At 62.0% G+C, this 19,040-nt stretch carries 17 protein-coding genes; 8 read left to right on the forward strand and 9 right to left on the reverse strand.

The window, feature by feature from the left end; translation table 11 throughout:
- Window positions 1-4: 4 nt before the first annotated feature.
- The 5 genes from etfA to ACZ445_RS27865 all read right to left on the reverse strand — a co-directional run bounded on the left by etfA (window position 5) and on the right by ACZ445_RS27865 (window position 6,999).
- Window positions 5-1,225, reverse strand: coding sequence for an electron transfer flavoprotein subunit alpha (gene etfA / locus ACZ445_RS27845; RefSeq protein ID WP_179029903.1), 1,221 nt, complete (start codon window positions 1,223-1,225; stop codon window positions 5-7).
- On the reverse strand, window positions 1,225-3,168 hold the full coding sequence (gene dgcB, locus ACZ445_RS27850; protein WP_464707798.1) for a dimethylglycine demethylation protein DgcB: 1,944 nt from the start codon (window positions 3,166-3,168) through the stop codon (window positions 1,225-1,227). The genes etfA and dgcB overlap by 1 nt, the downstream gene beginning before the upstream one ends.
- A 170-nt stretch (window positions 3,169-3,338) precedes the next feature.
- Window positions 3,339-5,399 (reverse strand): dimethylglycine demethylation protein DgcA, encoded by a 2,061-nt coding sequence (gene dgcA, locus ACZ445_RS27855; RefSeq protein ID WP_464707799.1) that lies wholly within the window; start codon window positions 5,397-5,399, stop codon window positions 3,339-3,341.
- A 15-nt stretch (window positions 5,400-5,414) separates the two neighbouring features.
- Complete coding sequence (locus tag ACZ445_RS27860; RefSeq protein ID WP_008083165.1) at window positions 5,415-5,945, reverse strand: DUF5943 domain-containing protein; 531 nt, start codon at window positions 5,943-5,945, stop codon at window positions 5,415-5,417.
- Between the two features lie 76 nt (window positions 5,946-6,021).
- A complete protein-coding gene (locus ACZ445_RS27865; RefSeq protein ID WP_010207105.1) occupies window positions 6,022-6,999 on the reverse strand; it encodes a dipeptidase in 978 nt (325 codons plus the stop codon).
- 219 nt (window positions 7,000-7,218) lie between these two features.
- Between ACZ445_RS27865 and ACZ445_RS27870 the strand changes: the two genes are divergently transcribed.
- Together ACZ445_RS27870 and ACZ445_RS27875 are read left to right on the forward strand one after the other, a co-directional pair.
- Window positions 7,219-7,620, forward strand: coding sequence for a lysozyme inhibitor LprI family protein (locus tag ACZ445_RS27870; RefSeq protein ID WP_071494402.1), 402 nt, complete (start codon window positions 7,219-7,221; stop codon window positions 7,618-7,620).
- A gap of 41 nt (window positions 7,621-7,661) precedes the next feature.
- Entirely contained in the window at window positions 7,662-8,078 is a 417-nt protein-coding gene (locus ACZ445_RS27875) for a DUF3010 family protein (protein ID WP_058426637.1), read from the forward strand.
- A 109-nt stretch (window positions 8,079-8,187) separates the two neighbouring features.
- Here ACZ445_RS27875 and ACZ445_RS27880 read toward each other — a convergent pair whose 3' ends face one another.
- Complete coding sequence (locus ACZ445_RS27880; RefSeq protein WP_058426636.1) at window positions 8,188-9,354, reverse strand: AAA family ATPase; 1,167 nt, start codon at window positions 9,352-9,354, stop codon at window positions 8,188-8,190.
- Between the two features lie 68 nt (window positions 9,355-9,422).
- Entirely contained in the window at window positions 9,423-10,367 is a 945-nt protein-coding gene (locus ACZ445_RS27885) for a GlxA family transcriptional regulator (protein ID WP_058426635.1), read from the reverse strand.
- A 194-nt stretch (window positions 10,368-10,561) separates the two neighbouring features.
- Between ACZ445_RS27885 and ACZ445_RS27890 the strand changes: the two genes are divergently transcribed.
- From ACZ445_RS27890 to ACZ445_RS27915, 6 genes are all read left to right on the forward strand, one after another.
- Entirely contained in the window at window positions 10,562-11,506 is a 945-nt protein-coding gene (locus ACZ445_RS27890; RefSeq protein WP_038848891.1) for a choline ABC transporter substrate-binding protein, read from the forward strand.
- Between the two features lie 78 nt (window positions 11,507-11,584).
- Complete coding sequence (gene cdhC, locus ACZ445_RS27895; RefSeq protein WP_464707800.1) at window positions 11,585-12,472, forward strand: 3-dehydrocarnitine:acetyl-CoA trimethylamine transferase CdhC; 888 nt, start codon at window positions 11,585-11,587, stop codon at window positions 12,470-12,472.
- A 127-nt stretch (window positions 12,473-12,599) separates the two neighbouring features.
- A complete protein-coding gene (locus ACZ445_RS27900) occupies window positions 12,600-13,565 on the forward strand; it encodes an L-carnitine dehydrogenase (RefSeq protein ID WP_058426633.1) in 966 nt (321 codons plus the stop codon).
- 13 nt (window positions 13,566-13,578) lie between these two features.
- Window positions 13,579-14,058, forward strand: coding sequence for a thioesterase family protein (locus tag ACZ445_RS27905; protein WP_464707801.1), 480 nt, complete (start codon window positions 13,579-13,581; stop codon window positions 14,056-14,058).
- A 9-nt stretch (window positions 14,059-14,067) separates the two neighbouring features.
- On the forward strand, window positions 14,068-15,228 hold the full coding sequence (locus ACZ445_RS27910) for a gamma-butyrobetaine dioxygenase (protein ID WP_179040928.1): 1,161 nt from the start codon (window positions 14,068-14,070) through the stop codon (window positions 15,226-15,228).
- A gap of 285 nt (window positions 15,229-15,513) precedes the next feature.
- Window positions 15,514-15,777 carry a hypothetical protein gene (locus tag ACZ445_RS27915; protein ID WP_010207120.1) on the forward strand — a complete coding sequence of 88 codons (264 nt, stop codon included), beginning with the start codon at window positions 15,514-15,516 and terminating at the stop codon, window positions 15,775-15,777.
- A 95-nt stretch (window positions 15,778-15,872) separates the two neighbouring features.
- Here the strand turns inward: ACZ445_RS27915 and gbdR are convergent, their stop codons facing one another.
- Entirely contained in the window at window positions 15,873-16,976 is a 1,104-nt protein-coding gene (gbdR, locus tag ACZ445_RS27920; protein WP_005792167.1) for a choline metabolism transcriptional regulator GbdR, read from the reverse strand.
- 508 nt (window positions 16,977-17,484) lie between these two features.
- Window positions 17,485-18,861, reverse strand: coding sequence for an L-serine ammonia-lyase (locus tag ACZ445_RS27925; protein ID WP_464704543.1), 1,377 nt, complete (start codon window positions 18,859-18,861; stop codon window positions 17,485-17,487).
- Between the last annotated feature and the right edge of the window lie 179 nt (window positions 18,862-19,040).

A 19,040-nucleotide genomic window follows, 5' to 3' on the forward strand; every position in this document is an offset into this window, starting at 1 on the left:
ATCCTTAAGCTGCATCGCGCTTGGCGCCGTTGCGGTAGGCCTCGACCGCCGCGATCAAGGCTTGCAGAATCGCGGCGCTTTCGCCGATCACCGACAGGTCGGCACGCTTGATCATGTCGCAACCCGGGTCGAGGTTGATCGCCACCACCTTGTCGCAGGCACCGATGCCTTGCAGGTGCTGGATCGCCCCGGAAATGCCCACGGCCACGTAGACCCGCGCCGTGACCCAGGTGCCGCTGGCGCCGACCTGGCGATCGCGCGCCATGAAGCCATCGTCCACCGCCACCCGCGAGGCGCCTTCGGTGGCGCCAAGGGCTGCGGCGGTCTGGTGGAACAGCGCCCAGTCCTTCACGCCGTTGCCGCCGGAGAAAATGAACTCCGCCTCGGCCATCGGAATCGCCGCCGGGTCCACCGCCACCGCGCCGAGGTCTTCGATGCGTGGCAGGCTGCGCGCCAGAGGTGTGGATAACTCCACGGGCAACACTTCGTGACGGGTCTCGCTGACCGGGTCGGCACATTCGGCAGCCGCCAGGATCAGGCGCGGCAGTGGCCGGGCCAAGTCTTCCTGGCCGGCACCGGCGCGGCCGATGCACTCGTCGCCCTTGATCTGCCACACCCGTGTGGCCGGGCGTTCCTTGAGGCTGGCGGCAAAACGCCGACCCAACTCGCCACCGCCGCTGCGGGAGTCCGGCAGCAGCCAGTGCCGTGGGTTGAACTGGTTGTCCACAGCCCGCAGGCCCTGGACGCGTTGCTCCGGTGAATAACCGTCGAATTCGTGCCCCTCCAGCACCAACAGGCGGTCGACCCCCGCCGTGGCAAATGCACTTTCCTTGTGTTCACCAAACACCACCGCGAGCACCGCGCCGTCGCTGCCGGCCAGTTGCCGGGCCAGGCCAAGCAGGTCGCGGTCGTGACTGCTCAAGCGGCCGCCGACCATGTCCGGTACCACGTTGATGTAGAACGCGGGGGCTGCAATCTGATGCAGCGGTAATTGCACTTCCACCGCTGCCGTACGCTTGGCCGCGCCGCCCTGCTGGGCGCCGCTGCGGTCGATACGCTTGATGCCGTTGGGGCCGATAAAACCGACGCCGTGCACATTCTTGCGGATGACGCCGTTGGGGCCCATCCAGCTGTGCTGCACCGGTTGCATCGCCGCATGCAGCGGGTGCAGACGGTTGCGGGCGATCCATTCGGCCCGTGGGTCGCGGCGGATAATGTCGCTCATCAGTGCACCTCCGCAGGTTCACGCTTGAGTGGGGCTTTGGCTGGTGCAGCGTCTTCCAGCAATGCGTCGGCCACCAGCTCGGCGATGTCCTTGATCAGTGGGCGCGGCTCGACCACGCCCTCCAGCATCGCGGTGCATTGCGGGCAACCCACAGCCACCAGTTCGGCACCGGTTTCGCGGATGTCTTCCATGCGCATATCGGGGATACGTTGCTTGCCGGGAATGTCAGTGATCGGTGCGCCGCCACCACCGCCGCAGCAGCGTGAACGGAAGCCCGAGCGTTGCATCTCCTTGACCTCGATGCCCAGCGCCCGCAGCACTTGGCGCGGCGCCTCGTATTCGCCGTTGTAGCGGCCGAGATAACAAGGGTCGTGATAGGTCACGCTGTTACCTTTGTGCTGCCCCAGGTTCAGCGCGCCCTCGTCGATCAACTCCGCCATGAAGGTGCTGTGGTGCTGCACGACGTAGTTACCGTTGAAGGCGCCGTACTCGTTTTTCAGCACATGGAAGCTGTGCGGGTCGCAGGTGACGATGCGCTTGAAGCTGTACTTGGCCAGGGTCTGGATATTGCGCGAAGCCAGCAGTTGGAAGGTCGCTTCATCGCCCAGGCGCCGGGCGACGTCGCCGCTGTCGCGTTCTTCCAGGCCCAGTACAGCGAAGTCGACCTTGGCCGCTTTCAGCACTTTGACGAAGGCGCGCAAGGTGCGTTGGTTGCGCATGTCGAACGCGCCATCGCCGACCCAGAACAGCACCTCGGCACTGCCTTTTTCGCTGAGCAATGGCAGGTTCAAATCCGCTGCCCAGTTCAGGCGACCACCCGGCGCGAAGCCGCCAGGGTTGTCAGTGGCGATCAGGTTTTCCAGGACTTCGGCGCCCTTGTTCGGGGTGGCGCCCTTTTCCAGGGTGAGGTGGCGACGCATGTCGACGATGGCGTCTACGTGCTCGATCATCATCGGGCACTCTTCCACGCAGGCGCGGCAGGTGGTGCACGACCACAGGGTCTCGGCGTCCACCAGGCCGTTGACGATCGGCTGGTGCGGGTTGCCGCTGTGCTCGCCCACGGGTTTGCCCGGATACGGGCTGCCAGTGAACTTGGCATCGGTGCCGCCGGCCAGGCCGACCACCATGTCCTGGATCAGCTTTTTCGGGTTCAGCGGTTGGCCGGCGGCAAACGCCGGGCACGCGGCTTCACACTTGCCGCACTGCACGCAGGCGTCGAAACCGAGCAGTTGGTTCCAGGTGAAATCTTTGGGTTTCTCCACACCCAGGGGCGCAGTCTTGTCACTGAGGTCCAGCGGTTTCAAACCGGTGGAACGGCCACCGCCAAATCGTTCGGCGCGGCGGTGCCAGGCCAGGTGCAGGGCACCGGCGAAGGCGTGTTTCATCGGGCCGCCCCAGGTCATGCCGAAGAACATCTCGGACACGCCCCACAGCACACCGACGCTGAGCAATGCGGCGAGCAGCCAGCCGCCGAAGTCCGCCGGCAGGATCCCGGCCACCGGCAGCGTCACCAGGAAGAAACTGACCGAGAACGCCATCAGGCTTTTCGGCAGGCGCATCCACGGGCCTTTCGACAGGCGCGACGGCGGGTTGCGCCGACGCAGGTAGACGAAGGTGGCGCCGACAAACATCAGCACCGAGGCGAGTAGCAAGGCATAGCCGAGGATACGGTTGTGCAGGCCGAAACCGTGGACCAGGATCGCCAGCAAGGCCGACAGCACAAAGCCCAGCGCGGTGGCGACGTGAGTGTTGGCGATGTACTTGTCACGGGCGACCACGTGGTGCAGGTCGACCATGTAGCGCTTGGGTATGGCCAGCAGGCCGCCCAGCAGGTCGACTTTGGACGCGCGGCCACGGCGCCACATCATGACGCGCCGCATCGCGCCGAGGACGGCAAGGCCCAGGGCGGCAAACAAGAGAATAGGCAGCAAGGTGTTCAACATGGTGAAGCTCCCACAGACCACACAGGTCTACTGTGAAACCGGCCTTAATGTGGGAGGGGGCTTGCCCCCGATGGCAGTGGGTCAGCTACAGCTGTATCAACTGACACTCCGCCATCGGGGGCAAGCCCCCTCCCACATTTGGACCGAGTACACATTGGTTCAAGGCTGGCTCAGAAATCCTTGCACAGGCGCAGGGCGTCATAGATCGCAGCGTGGGTATTGCGCTGCGCCACACAATCACCGATGCGGAACAGCAAGTACCCATCGCCCGCCTCGCTCAGGCACGGCTGCGGCTTGATCGCGAACAAGGCTTCGACGTCGATCTGGCCCTTGTTGCGCGAGCCTTCCTTGAGCGCGTAGTAGATGGCTTCATCCGGACGCACGCCGTTCTCCACCACGACCTGATCGACCACCCGCTCCTCTTTGGCGCCGGTGTATTCGTTCTCCAGCACCGCCACCAGCTTGTCGCCTTCGCGGTAGACCTTTTCCAGCATCATGTCGCCGGTCATGATCACTTCCTTGGGGTACATGCTGCGGTAGTAGGTCGGGAACGACGTACCGCCGATGGCCACACCCGGCTTGATGTCGTCGGTGACGATCTCGACCTGGCTGCCTTTGTCCGCGAGGAAATCCGCCACCGACATACCGGTGAATTCGCAGATGGTGTCGTACACCAGCACGTTCTTGCCCGGTGCTACCTTGCCGTCGAGCACGTCCCAACTGCTCACCACCAAACCTTCGGCGGCGCCCCAGTGTTCGTTCTGCTCCACATTCGGGTGCCCGCCCACCGCCAGCACCACCACATCGGGGCGCAGGTCCAGGATGGTGTCGGCATCCGCCGCCACGCCCAGGCGCAGGTCGACTTTCAGGCGCGCCAGTTCCAACTGGAACCAGCGCGTAATGCCGGCGATCTGGTCACGCTGCGGCGCTTTCGAAGCGGTGGTGATCTGCCCACCGATAAATTCTTTCTTCTCCAACAGAGTCACATCATGGCCACGTTCGGCAGCCACGCGCGCGGCTTCCATCCCGGCAGGACCGGCACCGACCACTACGACCTTGCGTTTGACGCCGGTGGTTTTTTCGATGATATGCGGCACGCCCATGTATTCACGGGACGTCGCGGCGTTCTGGATGCACAGTACGTCCAGGCCCTGGTACTGGCGGTCGATGCAGTAGTTGGCGCCGACGCACTGCTTGATCTGGTCGATCTGGCCCATCTTGATCTTGGCGATCAGGTGCGGGTCAGCGATGTGGGCGCGGGTCATGCCGACCATGTCCACATAACCGCCTTCCAGGATGCGCGTAGCCTGGTTCGGGTCCTTGATGTTCTGCGCGTGCAGTACCGGAACCTTGACCACTTCCTTGATACCGGCGGCCAGGTGCAAAAACGGCTCCGGTGGATAACTCATGTTCGGAATCACGTTGGCCAGGGTGTTGTGGGTATCGCAACCCGAGCCCACCACGCCGATGAAATCGAGCATGCCGGTGTCGTCGTAATACTTGGCGATCTGCTTCATGTCCTCGTGGGACAAACCGTCCGGGTGGAACTCGTCACCGCACAGGCGCATGCCCACGCAGAAGTCGTCACCGACCTCGGCACGCACGGCCTTCAGCACTTCCAGGCCGAACTTCATGCGGCCTTCGAAGCTGCCGCCCCATTCGTCGGTCCGCTTGTTGACCCGCGGGCTCCAGAACTGGTCGATCATGTGCTGGTGCACAGCGGACAGTTCCACCCCGTCCAGGCCACCGGCCTTGGCGCGGCGCGCGGCCTGGGCGTAGTTGCCGATCACGCGCCAGATTTCTTCCGGTTCGATGGTCTTGCAGGTGGCGCGGTGCACCGGCTCACGCACGCCGGACGGCGACATCAGCGTCGGCCAGTTGAAGCCGTCCCAACGCGAGCGGCGGCCCATGTGGGTAATCTGGATCATGATCTTGGCGCCATGCTTGTGCATGGCGTCGGCCAGGTTCTGGAAGTGCGGGATGATGCGGTCGGTGGACAGGTTCACCGAACTCCACCATTCCTGCGGGCTGTCGATGGCCACCACCGAGGAGCCGCCGCAGATTGCCAGGCCGATACCGCCCTTGGCTTTCTCTTCGTAATACTTCACATAGCGGTCAGTGGTCATCCCGCCGTCGGTGGCATACACCTCGGCGTGGGCGGTACTGAGCACGCGGTTGCGGATGGTCAGTTTGCCGATCTGGATCGGCTGGAACATTGCTTCGAAAGCCATGGCACGGTCCTCGGCTTACAACGGCTTGACGGTGAACAGGCCGTCATCATGGCCCTCTTCGGAGCCTCCGTAGACTTGTTCGGCCACAGTGCGGATCTTGCTGCCACGGGCCTCAAGAATCTGGTCCATCGCGCCGGCAAACCAGCCAGTGAACATGTAGTCGACCTTGCGCCCGACCTTGCCGTACACGTAGACGAACGCCGAGTGTTCGAGCTTGACGCTGGCGGTGCCTTTGTCGAGGTCGATGTCCTGGATCTTGAACAGGCCCCAGCCGCGTTGCGACAGGCGCTTCATGTAGTGCTCGAACACCGCGACGCCTTCCAGGCCATGGCATTCGGCTTCTTTCTCGCACCAGTGCCAGGCGGATTTGTAGCCGGCTTTGTAGAGAATTTCGGCGTAAGCCTCGGCGCCCAGCACTTCTTCGATGCCCATGTGGTTGTTGACGAAGAAATGGCGTGGCACGTACAGCATCGGCAGGGCGTCGGAGGTCCAGACACCGGTTTCGCTGTCGACTTCGATAGGCAATTGCGGGGCGATCTTGGCCATGGAAACTTAACTCCAGAAAATTCTTGTGTAGTGCCCCGGCGCGGGTGGCCGGGGAAGAAGATGCGGTGGCGGAGGCTTATTCGCCCCAGACGTCTTTCAAGACGTTGACCCAGTTCTCGCCCATGATCTTGCGGACCACACGCTCAGGGTGGCCGCGCTTGAGCAGGGTCTCGGTGAGGTTGGGGAACTCGCCCACGGTGCGGATGCCCAGCGGGTTGATGATCTTGCCGAAGCTGGTCAGGCGGCGCGCATAGCCCTTGTCATGGGTCAGCATTTCGAAGAAATCCTGACCATGGCCCTGGGTGAAGTCGGTGCCGATGCCGATGGCGTCTTCGCCGACGATATTCATGGTGTATTCGATGGCTTCGGCGTAATCGTCGATGGTCGAATCGATGCCCTTGGCCAGGAACGGCGCAAACATGGTCACACCGACAAACCCCCCGTGGTCGGCGATGAACTTCAGCTCTTCATCGGACTTGTTGCGCGGGTGTTCTTTAAGGCCCGACGGCAGGCAGTGGGAGTAGCACACCGGCTTTTTCGATTCGAGGATGACTTCTTCGGACGTCTTGGAACCCACGTGGGACAGGTCGCACATGATGCCGACGCGGTTCATCTCGGCGACGATCTCGCGACCGAAGCCCGACAGGCCGCCGTCGCGCTCGTAGCAACCGGTGCCGACCAGGTTCTGGGTGTTGTAGCACATCTGCACCACGCCGACGCCGAGCTGCTTGAAGATCTCGACGTAGCCGAGTTGGTCTTCGAAGGCATGGGCGTTCTGGAAGCCGAAGATGATGCCGGTCTTGCCCTGTTCCTTGGCCTTGCGGATGTCCGCGGTGGTTTTCACCGGGATCACCAGGTCGCTGTTCTCACGGATCAGGGTCTGGCTGGCCACGATATTGTTGATGGTGGCCTGGAACCCTTCCCACACCGACACCGTGCAGTTGGCGGCGGTGAGCCCCCCTTTGCGCATGTCCTCGAACAGGTCGCGGTTCCACTTGGCAATAATCAGCCCGTCGATAACGATGCTGTCGGCGTGCAATTCGGCTGGGCTCATCAGGCGTCCCCTTATTGGCGATTCATGCGCCGAATCGTCTGCCGGCGCTTTGGGGCCAGCATATGCCCAGGGGCCGACAGAGCCGGGTGCAAAAACGACAGGGGAATTGCCGAAAGCGTCAATCCGCGACAAAGGCTGTTAAGAGAGGTCTGACTCGCGGCTGTTCTTTGTCTTACGCTTGAGCCAGAATTCGGGCATTACCTGATATGAGACGGCGCAATGAAATCGATTTTCCTGGCTTTGGCACTCATCGCAACCGGCGTCCACGCGGCTGAAGACACCGACAGCACGCCGTGCGACGGCATCGAAAACGACAAGCAAACCCTGGAATGCGCCACTTACAACAAGACCACCGCCGAGCAACTGCTCAAAGACAACTATCAAGGCCTGCTTGAACGCATGGCGTCGACCTACGGCAGCGACAAGACCAAGCTGGCGGATATTACCGCTCGTCTGAAGGATGCCCAGCAAAAGTGGGAAAAATTGCGTGATGCCGATTGCGCCGTGGACACCTTCCCGGCGGTGACCGGCACCAAGGCCTATGCGATTGCACAGAATGACTGCCTGGCACGGATGAGTGATGAGCGGTCGGAGTTTTTGGAGTCGATTGGGCAGGAATAAGCGACAATCTCCGCCACTTTTTCTCTGAACCAAGGCTATTCATGAAGACTTGCGGCATCGAAATCAAAGGCAGCGAAGCCATCATCGCCGTCGCCTCTCTGGACAATCAGGCACTGGCCCACGTCACCCTGGCGACCAAGAAAATTGCCCTGGAAGACGATGACGAGGCCGCCAACGTCAAAGCCTTCGCCGCACAGGTAAAGGCATTTGTGCAGGAAAACGCCATCGAGCGTATCGCGATCAAGAAGCGCAGCAAGAAAGGTGAATTCGCCGGTGGCCCGACCACGTTCAAGATTGAAGGCGTGTTTCAGTTGCTGGACGGGGTTGAGGTGACCTTGCTGTCGCCGCAGACCCTTAATGCGCAGAATAAGAAGCACAACTTCGAACTGCCGGCGACGCTGAACAAGTATCAGCATGAGGCTTACAAGGCGGCGTGTTCGGCGCTGCTGAAGAAATAGGCCACATCATTAATCTACTGTGGGAGGGGGCTTGCCCCCGATAGCGGTCGGTCAGCCAACGTTGTGTCAACTGACAGCCTGTCATCGGGGGCAAGCCCCCTCCCACATGTCAGCGCTTGTTCCGCAGCCAATCGCCGAAGGTTTTGTCCTCCAGGGCATACCCTCCCCGGCTCGACTTCCACACCAACTCCTTGTCGCGCAGGGCATCGATACAGGCCTGAATCGTCTGAGTGCCCGGCACCACGTCGCTGCCCATGTCCTCCAGCGCCTTGCTGACCGCCGTTAGGGTGCTGTCGGTGAACGGCGCGAAGGGTTCGTTGTTTTGCGAGCGCTGCACCATCACTTCCAGCACGGCGCGCTGGGGGATGGTGAGGTTGTTCCAGGCGCTTTCGAATTCGGTCCACACACCGGCACGCAGCAGTTCGGCACGACTGTGCAGCAACTGGCCGAGGTTGCTGGCCTCACCCAGCTCCAGCGCCACTTCACCGATGATCGTGCGCAACATCTCGGGACGCCGGCCTACCAATTCAAAGGCTTCATCAATATCGGCAGCGTTGAATTGGTTGGTCTTGGCCAGATGCGCGTTGAGGTGCGCGGTGTAGGCCTGGGTGAACTCTTTACCCAGCAGCGGGAACGGCGTGATGCTGGAGCCGAAGAACGGCTGGCTTTTACCCAGTACCAAGTGAGCCAGCTTGTCGCGATTGGAGCCGGTGAACACCAGATGCAAACCGCTGCCGTCTTCGTCACGCCCTTGGTTCAGCTGATCCCGGGCAGCCTTGAGGGCGAACATCGCATTGATGCCCGAATCACTGGTCAAGGCGTGCTGGGCCTCGTCAATCACCAGGACGACCGGTTTTTCCGCAGCGCGGTGGAGCAACTCCAAGGCCTGGGTCAACGTCGCGCCAACCGGCAATTGAGGCTTGCTGAAGTCCCAGGACAGGGTACGCAGAAAGCTCAGTTTCTCGATTCCAATGTGCTTGGCCAGCTTGCGAATGCCCTTTTCATAGGGCACCAGCGCGGCAGCAATAGCACTGGCAATCAACTCCGCGGGATCTTTCTCTTTGTCGGCCCACAGATCGACATACACGGTAAGCCAACCTCGAAGCTGACACTCCGGGATCAGATCTTCACGTAAAAAAGTACTTTTGCCCGTACGACGCGGCGCTGCGAGAAACAGGCCAGAGGTGAAATCCTGGATGCCGGCGCCTACCAGGCCGTCGGCAATGCTGCTAGCCAGGGTGGGGCGGCGGAATACAAAGCCGCTGTGCTTGGACATGGTTTTATACTCAATTATGGAAAGGACTATAAATTATAGTCGTGAGTATAATTGACTATAATTGCCCATTACACCACCTCCCGTCGCCGATCCTCCCTCGGACATTTCGCAAACCGCGCCCGATAACTGCGGGTGAAGTACGACGGCGACTCGAACCCGCACGCAATACTCACCTCCAGCACGCTCATACCGCTTTGGCGTAAGAGCTGCCGGGCTTTCTCCAGGCGCAGGCCTAAGTAGAAGTTACTTGGGGTGTCGTTCAGGTGCAGGCGAAACAGGCGCTCCAACTGGCGCCGGGTGACTTTGATCGCCTCGGCCAGGGCCAAGGTGCTCAGCGGTGGTTCGGTGTGCTGTTCCATCTCGCCGATCACTTGCACCAGTTTCTTGTTGTTGATGCCGTAGCGCGTGGCGATCTGCATGCGCTGGTGGTCTTTGCGTGGGCGGATGCGGCCAAGCACGAATTGTTCGGAGACCTGGATCGCCAGTTCGGGGCCGTGGGCCTGGGCAATCAAGTCGAGCATCAGGTCGATGGAAGCGGTGCCGCCAGCGCAGGTGATGCGGCGGCGGTCGATTTCGAACAGTTCCTGGGTGACCGTCAGGTGCGGATAGGATTCCTTGAACGCGTCGATGGCTTCCCAGTGCAGGGTGAGACGGTGGCCGTCGAGCAGCCCGGCTTCGGCGAGCACACAAGCGCCGGTGTCGATGGCGCCGAGGGTCACGCCATCGTGATCGAGGCGACGCAGCCAGTGTTCCAACGCAGGCGTGGCGAACTGCAACGGTTCGAAGCCCGCCACCACCAATAACGTCGCGCCCTTTTTCAACGGTTCCAGCGCGGCGTCGGCGTTGACCGACATGCCATTGCTCGCCAATACCGCGCCGCCATCGGCACTCAATACATGCCAGCGGTACAGCTCGCCACGAAAGCGGTTGGCCACCCGCAGCGGCTCCAGCGCAGAGATAAAGCCGATGGCCGAAAAGCCCGGCATCAGCAGAAAGTAGAAATCCTGGGACATGGTGGCGCTCTCGTCGGACGGGCAGCGTGCTCACTGTGATACGCCAGTTCAACGAGCCATTCAAGAGCACAGGTCGCTGCAGTGCAAGAGCTGGTCGCCGCCGTGCGTTTTGTCGGCCCTCAAGCTGCGTAATTTGATCCCACGGCGCACAAAGACGCCGGCCCCCACAATAACGACCTGCCGAGGGATCCACCATGAACCGACTGATCAGCCGCTGCGTGCTCGCACTCAGCGCCAGCGCCATCTTGAGCACGAACGTACTGGCTGCCGACGCGGCATCCTGCCAGAACGTGCGCATGGGCGTGGTGAACTGGACCGACGTAATCGCCACCAGCGCCATGACCCAAGTGTTGCTCGACGGCCTCGGCTACAAGACCAAACAGACCAGCGCCTCCCAGCAAATCATCTTCGCCGGCATCCGCGACCAGCGCCTGGACCTGTTCCTGGGCTACTGGAACCCGCTGATGACCCAGACCATCACGCCGTTCGTCGACGCCAAACAAGTCAAGGTGCTCGACAAGCCCAGCCTGGAAGACGCCCGCGCCACCCTCGCCGTGCCCACCTACCTGGCAGACAAGGGTCTGAAAACCTTCGCCGACATCGCCAAGTTCGAGAAAGAGCTGGGCGGCAAGATCTACGGCATCGAGCCAGGCTCGGGGGCCAACACCCAGATCAAGGCGATGATCGCCAAGAACCAGTTCGGCCTGGGCAAATTCCAGCTGGTCGAGTCCAGTGAAGCCGGCATGCTCGCCGCCGTCGACCGCGCCGTGCGCCGCAAGGAAGCCGTGGTGTTCTTCGGCTGGGCGCCGCACCCGATGAACGTCAACGTCGCCATGACCTACCTCACCGGCAGCGACGATGCCCTGGGCCCGAACGAAGGCATGGCCACCGTGTGGAGCGTCACCGCACCGAACTACGCCGAACAATGCCCCAACGTGCACAAACTGCTGACCAACCTGACCTTCACCGCCGCCGACGAGAGCCGGATGATGCAGCCGTTGCTGGATCACAAGGACGCCATCGAGTCCGCCAAACAGTGGCTCAAGGATCACCCGCAAGACCAGGCCCGCTGGCTGGAAGGCGTGACCACCTTCGACGGCAAGCCGGCTGCGGCCAACCTGCAACTGACCAGCCAATAACCTGATTCGAATCACCGTGTCGCAGCCATTCCCGGCTGCGCACGGCATCACTACGCCCGCCTGTAAGGAACCTGCCTCATGAACCACGACGTCATCATCACCTGCGCACTCACCGGTGCTGGCGACACGACCAGCAAAAGCCCACACGTGCCGGTCACCCCTAAGCAAATCGCCGCCGCTGCGGTGGAAGCCGCCAAGGCTGGCGCCACCGTGTTGCACTGCCACGTGCGTGACCCGCAAACCGGCAAGTTCAGCCGCGACGTCGCCCTGTACCGCGAAGTGATGGAGCGCATCCGCGAGGCCAACATCGACATCATCGTCAACCTCACCGCCGGCATGGGCGGCGACCTGGAGATCGGTGGCGGCGAAAACCCGATGGAGTTCGGCCCCAACACCGACCTGGTCGGCCCGCTGACCCGCCTGGCCCACGTCGAAGCGCTGCTGCCGGAAATCTGCACCCTGGACTGCGGCACCCTGAACTTCGGCGATGGCGACACCATTTACGTGTCCACCCCGGCACAACTGCGGGCGGGTGCCAAACGCATCCAGGAGCTGGGCGTAAAGGCCGAGCTGGAGATCTTCGACACCGGTCACCTGTGGTTCGCCAAACAGATGATCAAGGAAGGCCTGCTCGACAACCCGCTGTTCCAACTGTGCCTAGGCATCCCATGGGGCGCACCGGCCGACACCACCACCATGAAGGCCATGGTCGACAACCTGCCCGCCGACGCCGTGTGGGCCGGCTTTGGCATCGGCCGCATGCAAATGCCGATGGCGGCGCAAGCGGTGCTGCTGGGCGGCAACGTGCGGGTCGGCCTGGAAGACAACCTGTGGCTGGACAAGGGTGTGCTTGCGACCAACGGCCAGTTGGTGGAACGGGCCAGTGAAATCCTCAGCCGCCTCGGCGCACGGGTCATGACCCCCGCCGAAGGACGCATAAAAATGGGCCTCACCAAACGCCGCTAATCAAAAAATGTGGGAGGGGGCTTGCCCCCGATAGCGGTGCATCAGTACCGAATGTATCGACTGACACACCGCTATCGGGGGCAAGCCCCCTCCCACACTGGACCACCGAAATCCATAGGAATTTGCCATGAGCTTTATCACCGAAATCAAAACCTTCGCCGCCCTCGGCAGCGGTGTCATCGGCAGCGGCTGGGTGTCCCGCGCCCTGGCCCATGGCCTGGATGTGGTCGCCTGGGACCCGGCACCCGGTGCCGAAGCTGCGCTGCGCAAGCGCGTCGCCAACGCCTGGGGCGCCCTGGAGAAACAAGGGCTGGCGCCGGGTGCGTCGCAAGCGCGCCTGCGCTTTGTCGCGACCATCGAAGAGTGCGTGAAAGATGCCGACTTCATCCAGGAAAGCGCCCCCGAACGCCTGGAGCTGAAGCTCGACCTGCACAGCAAGATCAGCGCAGCAGCCAAGCCGAATGCACTGATCGGCTCAAGCACCTCGGGCCTGTTGCCGAGTGAGTTCTACGAAGGTTCGACCCACCCGGAACGCTGTGTGGTCGGCCATCCGTTCAACCCGGTTTACCTGTTGCCGCTGGTGGAAGTCGTTGGCGGCAAGAACACCGCGCCAGAGGCTATCCAGGCCGCGATCAAAGTGTATGAATCCCTCGGCATGCGCCCGCTGCATGTGCGCAAGGAAGTCCCGGGGTTCATCGCCGACCGCCTGCTCGAAGCGTTGTGGCGTGAAGCACTTCACTTGGTCAATGACGGCGTCGCTACCACCGGCGAGATCGATGACGCGATCCGTTTTGGCGCCGGCCTGCGCTGGTCGTTCATGGGCACGTTCCTCACCTATACCCTGGCGGGTGGCGATGCCGGCATGCGGCACTTCATGGCGCAGTTCGGCCCGGCATTGCAGTTGCCGTGGACCTACCTGCCGGCGCCGGAGCTGACCGACAAGCTGATCGATGACGTGGTCGACGGCACCAGCGACCAGTTGGGCAAGCACAGCATTTCGGCGCTGGAGCGCTATCGTGATGATTGCCTGCTGGCGGTGCTGGAAGCGGTGAAAACCACCAAGGCCAAGCACGGCATGACCTTCGCCGAATAACGGAAGCCCTGACATGCCCGCACTCACCACCTACACCACCCAGGTCCACCCCGACTGGGTGGACTACAACGGCCACCTGCGCGACGCGTTCTACCTGCTGATCTTCAGCTACGCCACCGACGCGCTGATGGACACCCTCGGGCTGGACAGTGAGAACCGCGAAGCCAGCGGCCATTCGCTGTTCACCCTGGAGTTGCACCTGAACTACCTGCACGAGGTGAAACTCGGCGCCGACGTGGAGGTGCATACCCAGCTGATCGCCCATGACGCCAAGCGCCTGCACCTCTATCACAGCCTGCACTTGGTGGGGGATGAGAAGGAACTTGCGGGCAACGAACAGATGCTGTTGCATGTTGACCTGGCCGGTCCGCATGCCGCGCCGTTCACCGATGCCACGTTGGAAAGACTCACTGCCATCAGCGCCCAGCAGGCTGACCTGCCTCGCCCCGCCCTGCTCGGCCGAGTGATTGGACTGCCACCCAAAAAACAATAAGGAGACACCATGCAAACCGCCGCCGCTGTTGCCGATTTCCGTACCTACCCGAAGATCTGCGACCTTGCGCAGGTGCGGGTGCTAAATGATCAGATTCGTGTGCAATGGGCCGATGGGCGGGTCAGTCCGTTTCATCATCAGTGGCTGCGGGACAACTGCCCCTGCGCGGAATGCGTGTACAGCGTGACCCGCGAGCAGGTGCTGGAGATTGTCGATGTGGACGAGCACCTCAGCGCTGTCGACGCACGCATCGATCAAGGCTTGTTGAGCGTGCAATGGAGCGGCGGCCACCGCAGCCAGTACGACCCCGGCTGGCTGCGGGCGCATGCCTACGACGATGAGTCCCGCGCCGAACGCTGGGCGGCGAAGCCCAAACCCCAGCTGTGGGACAGCCGCTTCCAACTGCCGGTGTTCGACTATTCAGCGGTCATGCAAGACCCCCACGCATTGTTGCAGTGGCTGCTGGCGCTACGTGACTGCGGCCTCACGCAAATCCGCGGTGTGCCCACCGAGCCCGGCGCCCTGGCGCTGGTCGCCAAGCGCATTTCATTCATCCGCGAGAGCAACTTCGGCGTGCTGTTCAACGTGCAATCCAAGGCCGATGCCGACAGCAATGCCTACACCGCTTTCAACTTGCCGTTGCACAGTGATTTGCCAACCCGGGAGCTGCAACCGGGCCTGCAGTTTTTGCATTGCCTGGTGAACGATGCCGACGGTGGCGAAAGTATTTTTGTCGATGGGTTTGCCATCGCCTGCGCCCTGCGTACCGAAGACCCCGAAGCGTTCCTGGCGCTGTGCGACATCCCGGTGGAGTTTCGCAACAAGGACCGTCACAGCGACTACCGCCGCCTGGCGCCGATCATTGCGCTGGATGCCTTGGGCGATATCGCGGAGATCCGCATGGCCAATTTTCTACGCGGGCCGTTTGAGACGAGTGTGGAACAGATGCCGTTGCTGTATCGCGCCTATCGGCGCTTTATCGCCATGACGCGGGAAGATCGCTTTCGTGTGGTGCAGCGCCTGAACCCCGGTGAGCTGTGGTGCTTCGATAACCGCCGCACGTTGCATGCGCGCAATGCCTTCGACCCTGCTTCCGGGGCTCGGCATTTTCAAGGGTGTTATATCGATAGGGATGAGTTGCTCTCGCGCATTTTGGTGTTGCAACGGTAGACCGTGGCGCGCCTTTCGCGAGCAAGCCCGCTCCCACAAAAAAGCCCCGAGCCAGCCGTGACTGGATCGAGGCAGAGGGCCTTGTGTGAGCGTGACATCCCGAGGGTGACCAAACCTTCAAGCTGTTTGCTGGTACTCAGTGTGCCCATTACCGCCGCCGGTAAATGGCCCGAAAACGACATGCTCATAGCCATCTGAGGCATGCGCGGATTCTGCCCTTGCCGACCGGCCGGTGGCCTACCAGAATCCCAGTCAATCCCCGTTCCCTACACTAGGATAAACGTCATGATGCACGCGGATTTGATTGACCAGGATGACCTGCTGGGCCAACTGCGCTCGCTGGGTTTCGAAGTCTCCAGCGGCGCCACCGCCGAGCAGGCCTGCGAGTGCGCGGTGCGTGGTTTGAGCGAGGCGCGGGCCAAGGCGCTCAAGGGCATGGTGGAGCAGATGTACACCGGCAGTGCGACGATTCTGCCGGCCGTGCGCCAGGCGATCGATAAGCAGCTGTTGCCGGCGTTGGTGCAGTTCAAGCAGAACTCCGGCGCCTGATAGATTGCTATCGGGGGCAAGCCCCCTCCCACATTTGAATGTATTCACAGATCAAAATGTGGGAGCTGGCTTGCCTGCGATGAAGCCCCCTCGGTTTAGAGCCTTACACTGGCAAACGTCGACTCGTTGCGCGCCTGACTCAACGCCGACATCGGCCCCGACAACGGTGACAACACCAGCGCCTGCGGAATCGGCATCATTGCCACCTGCTGGGTGGTGTTGGAACCCACACGCTCATCCCGTGGCGGAATGCCGAAGTATTCGCGGTAGCACTTGGAGAAATGCGGCGTGGACACAAACCCGCACACCGACGCCACTTCGATGATCGACATCGGCGTTTGCTTGAGCAGCTGCCGTGCACGGATCAGGCGCAGCTTGAGGTAGTAGCGCGACGGCGAGCAGTGCAGGTATTTCTGGAACAACCGCTCCAGCTGGCGACGTGAGACGGCGACGTACACCGCCAGTTCATCCAGGTCGATCGGCTCTTCCAAGTTGGCTTCCATCAGCGCGACGATTTCCTGCAATTTCGGCTGGTTGGTGCCGAGCATGTGCTTGAGCGGCACGCGCTGGTGGTCTTGCTCGTTGCGGATGCGTTCGTACACAAACATCTCGGAGATGGCAGCCGACAGTTCGCGACCGTGATCGCGGCTGATCAGGTGCAGCATCATGTCCAGCGGCGCGGTGCCGCCGGAGCTGGTGAAGCGGTTGCGGTCGAGGGTAAACAGGCGTGTGCTCATGGCCACGCGGGGGAAGGCTTCCTGCATCGAGGCCAGGCATTCCCAGTGCACGCTGCAATCAAAACCGTCGAGCAGACCGGCACAAGCCAGGGCCCAACTGCCGGTGCATACCGCGCCCAAGCGGCGCGATTGGCGTGCCTGGCTTTGCAGCCACGACACATGCTCACGGGTCACCGTACGCTGGATACCCACGCCGCCGCACACGATCACGGTGTCCAGGGCCGGGGCTTTGTGCATGGAGGCGTCGGGAGTGATTTGCAGACCGTCGCTGGCCCACACCTGGTTTCCGTCGACGCTCAAGGTCGTCCAGCGATACAGCTCGCGGCCGGAAAGCTGGTTGGCCATGCGCAGCGGTTCGACTGCGGAGGCCAGGGAAATCAGCGTGAAATTGTCCAGCAGCAAAAAGCCGATGGATTGAGGCGCACGGTTCTGGGGTTGGGCCCCGGAGTTGAACGACGTCATCGCGGTATCTCCTCACACAAAGCGGGTGATGGCCTCAGGCGAGGCTCTTGTTATTGCGCTCTTCATCCGGCGAGGAGAGAGGCTTTGAATTGATAGAGCAAATGCCATGCCTAAATTTGAATGGCCGTCCAATAACTCCTAAAAACGACCTCATGACGCGTCTAAACAAGCCCGCGCCGCAAGTAGGGTTATGGCTGGAATTGGCCGTAGGAACATGCCCGGGCAAGGTGTGTGAGCAGATCGGTAGCACTTGTGGGAAGGCGCTTTGCGGGCGTGGGAGAAGTCTGTCACCCAACGCGCGGGAGACCAGTGGTCAGGTCGGAAATCGTTCGCAAGCTACTTATCTATTTGCGACGCGCTAAAAGGTGGCGCTTTTGGTTGGGGTGTTCACTTTTTGCGCAGCGGTGCCTGGATGATTGCTATCGGGGGCAAGCCCCCTCCCACATTTGGATGGGTGAACACAGTCAAAGGTGGGAGGGGGCTTGCCCCCGATGCAGGCAACGCGGTCTCAGCACTCCACCGCGCTGACCGCCAACCCACCGCGCGAGGTCTCTTTGTACTTGTCATGCATGTCCGCCCCGGTATCGCGCATGGTGCGGATCACCCGGTCCAGGGAGATAAAGTGCTGGCCGTCGCCGCGCAGCGCCATTTGCGCCGCGTTGATCGCCTTCACCGCCGCGATTGCGTTGCGCTCGATGCACGGCACCTGCACCAAGCCGCCCACTGGGTCGCAGGTCAGGCCCAGGTTGTGTTCCAGGCCGATCTCGGCGGCGTTGCACAGTTGCTCCGGGGTGGCGCCGAGGATCTCGGCCAGCCCGGCGGCGGCCATGGCGCAGGCAGAACCGACTTCACCCTGGCAGCCGACTTCGGCGCCGGAGATAGACGCGTTCTTCTTGCACAGAATGCCCACCGCCGCCGCACCGAGCAGGTAGTCGACCACGTTGGCCTCGGTGACTTCTTCGCTGAATTTCATGAAGTAATGCAGCACCGCCGGGATGATCCCGGCCGCGCCGTTGGTGGGTGCGGTGACCATACGTCCACCGGCGGCGTTTTCTTCGTTCACCGCCAGGGCAAACAGGTTGACCCACTCCATGGCACTCAGGGTCGAGCCAATTACATTGGGCTTGTTCAACTCCTGCAGGCTGCGGTGCAGCTTGGCGGCACGCCGGCGCACGTTGAGCCCGCCGGGCAGGATGCCTTCGTGCTTGAGGCCTTGCTCCACGCAATCCTGCATGGCGCGCCAGAGCTTCATCAGGCCGCTGCGGATTTCATCTTCAGAGCGCCAGACCTTCTCGTTGGCCATCATCAACTCGGCCACGCGCAGGTTGTGGGTCTTGCACAGCTGCAACAGCTCCACCGCGCTGGAAAAATCGTAAGGCAACTCGGTACGGTCCATGTCGGCCACGCCGCTTTGCGCCTGGGCCTCATCCACCACGAAACCGCCGCCCACCGAGTAGTAGGTGTCGCGGTGCAGCTCGCCGTTGTCACCCGACACCACCAGGGTCATGGCGTTGGGATGGAACGGCAGGTTTTCGTCGAGCAGGCGCATGTCCCGGGCCCAGACGAAGGGCACCGGCAGGCGCCCGTCCAGCAGCAAGGTGTCGGTCTCGCGCAGGGTGTGGATGCGTTGGCCGATCTGCGACGGGTCGATGGCATCCGGCCATTCGCCCATCAGGCCCATGATGGTCGCGGTGTCACTGCCGTGGCCGATGCCGGTTGCCGACAGCGAGCCATACAGCTGAACTTCGACGCGCCGCACCTGTTCCAACACTTCACGTTCACGCAAGCCTTGAACGAACAACGCCGCGGCGCGCATGGGGCCGACGGTGTGAGAACTCGAAGGCCCGATGCCGATCTTGAACAGGTCGAAAACACTGATAGCCATTGCCGTAGAACTCCTCGATAAGCACGGGCCAGGCTTGAACGAGCGGCTACGCTCAGATCGCCCAGATGGCGGCATCATCAAGCTTTTGTTTGCCGTCACGGCGTCTCACACCGACGCACCCATGCTCACCAGCGTCGCGTCTGTGCGATCACCGGTTTTGGCCGTTTTTAGCGGTGCAG

It is taken from the genome of Pseudomonas allii (genome assembly GCF_055380095.1).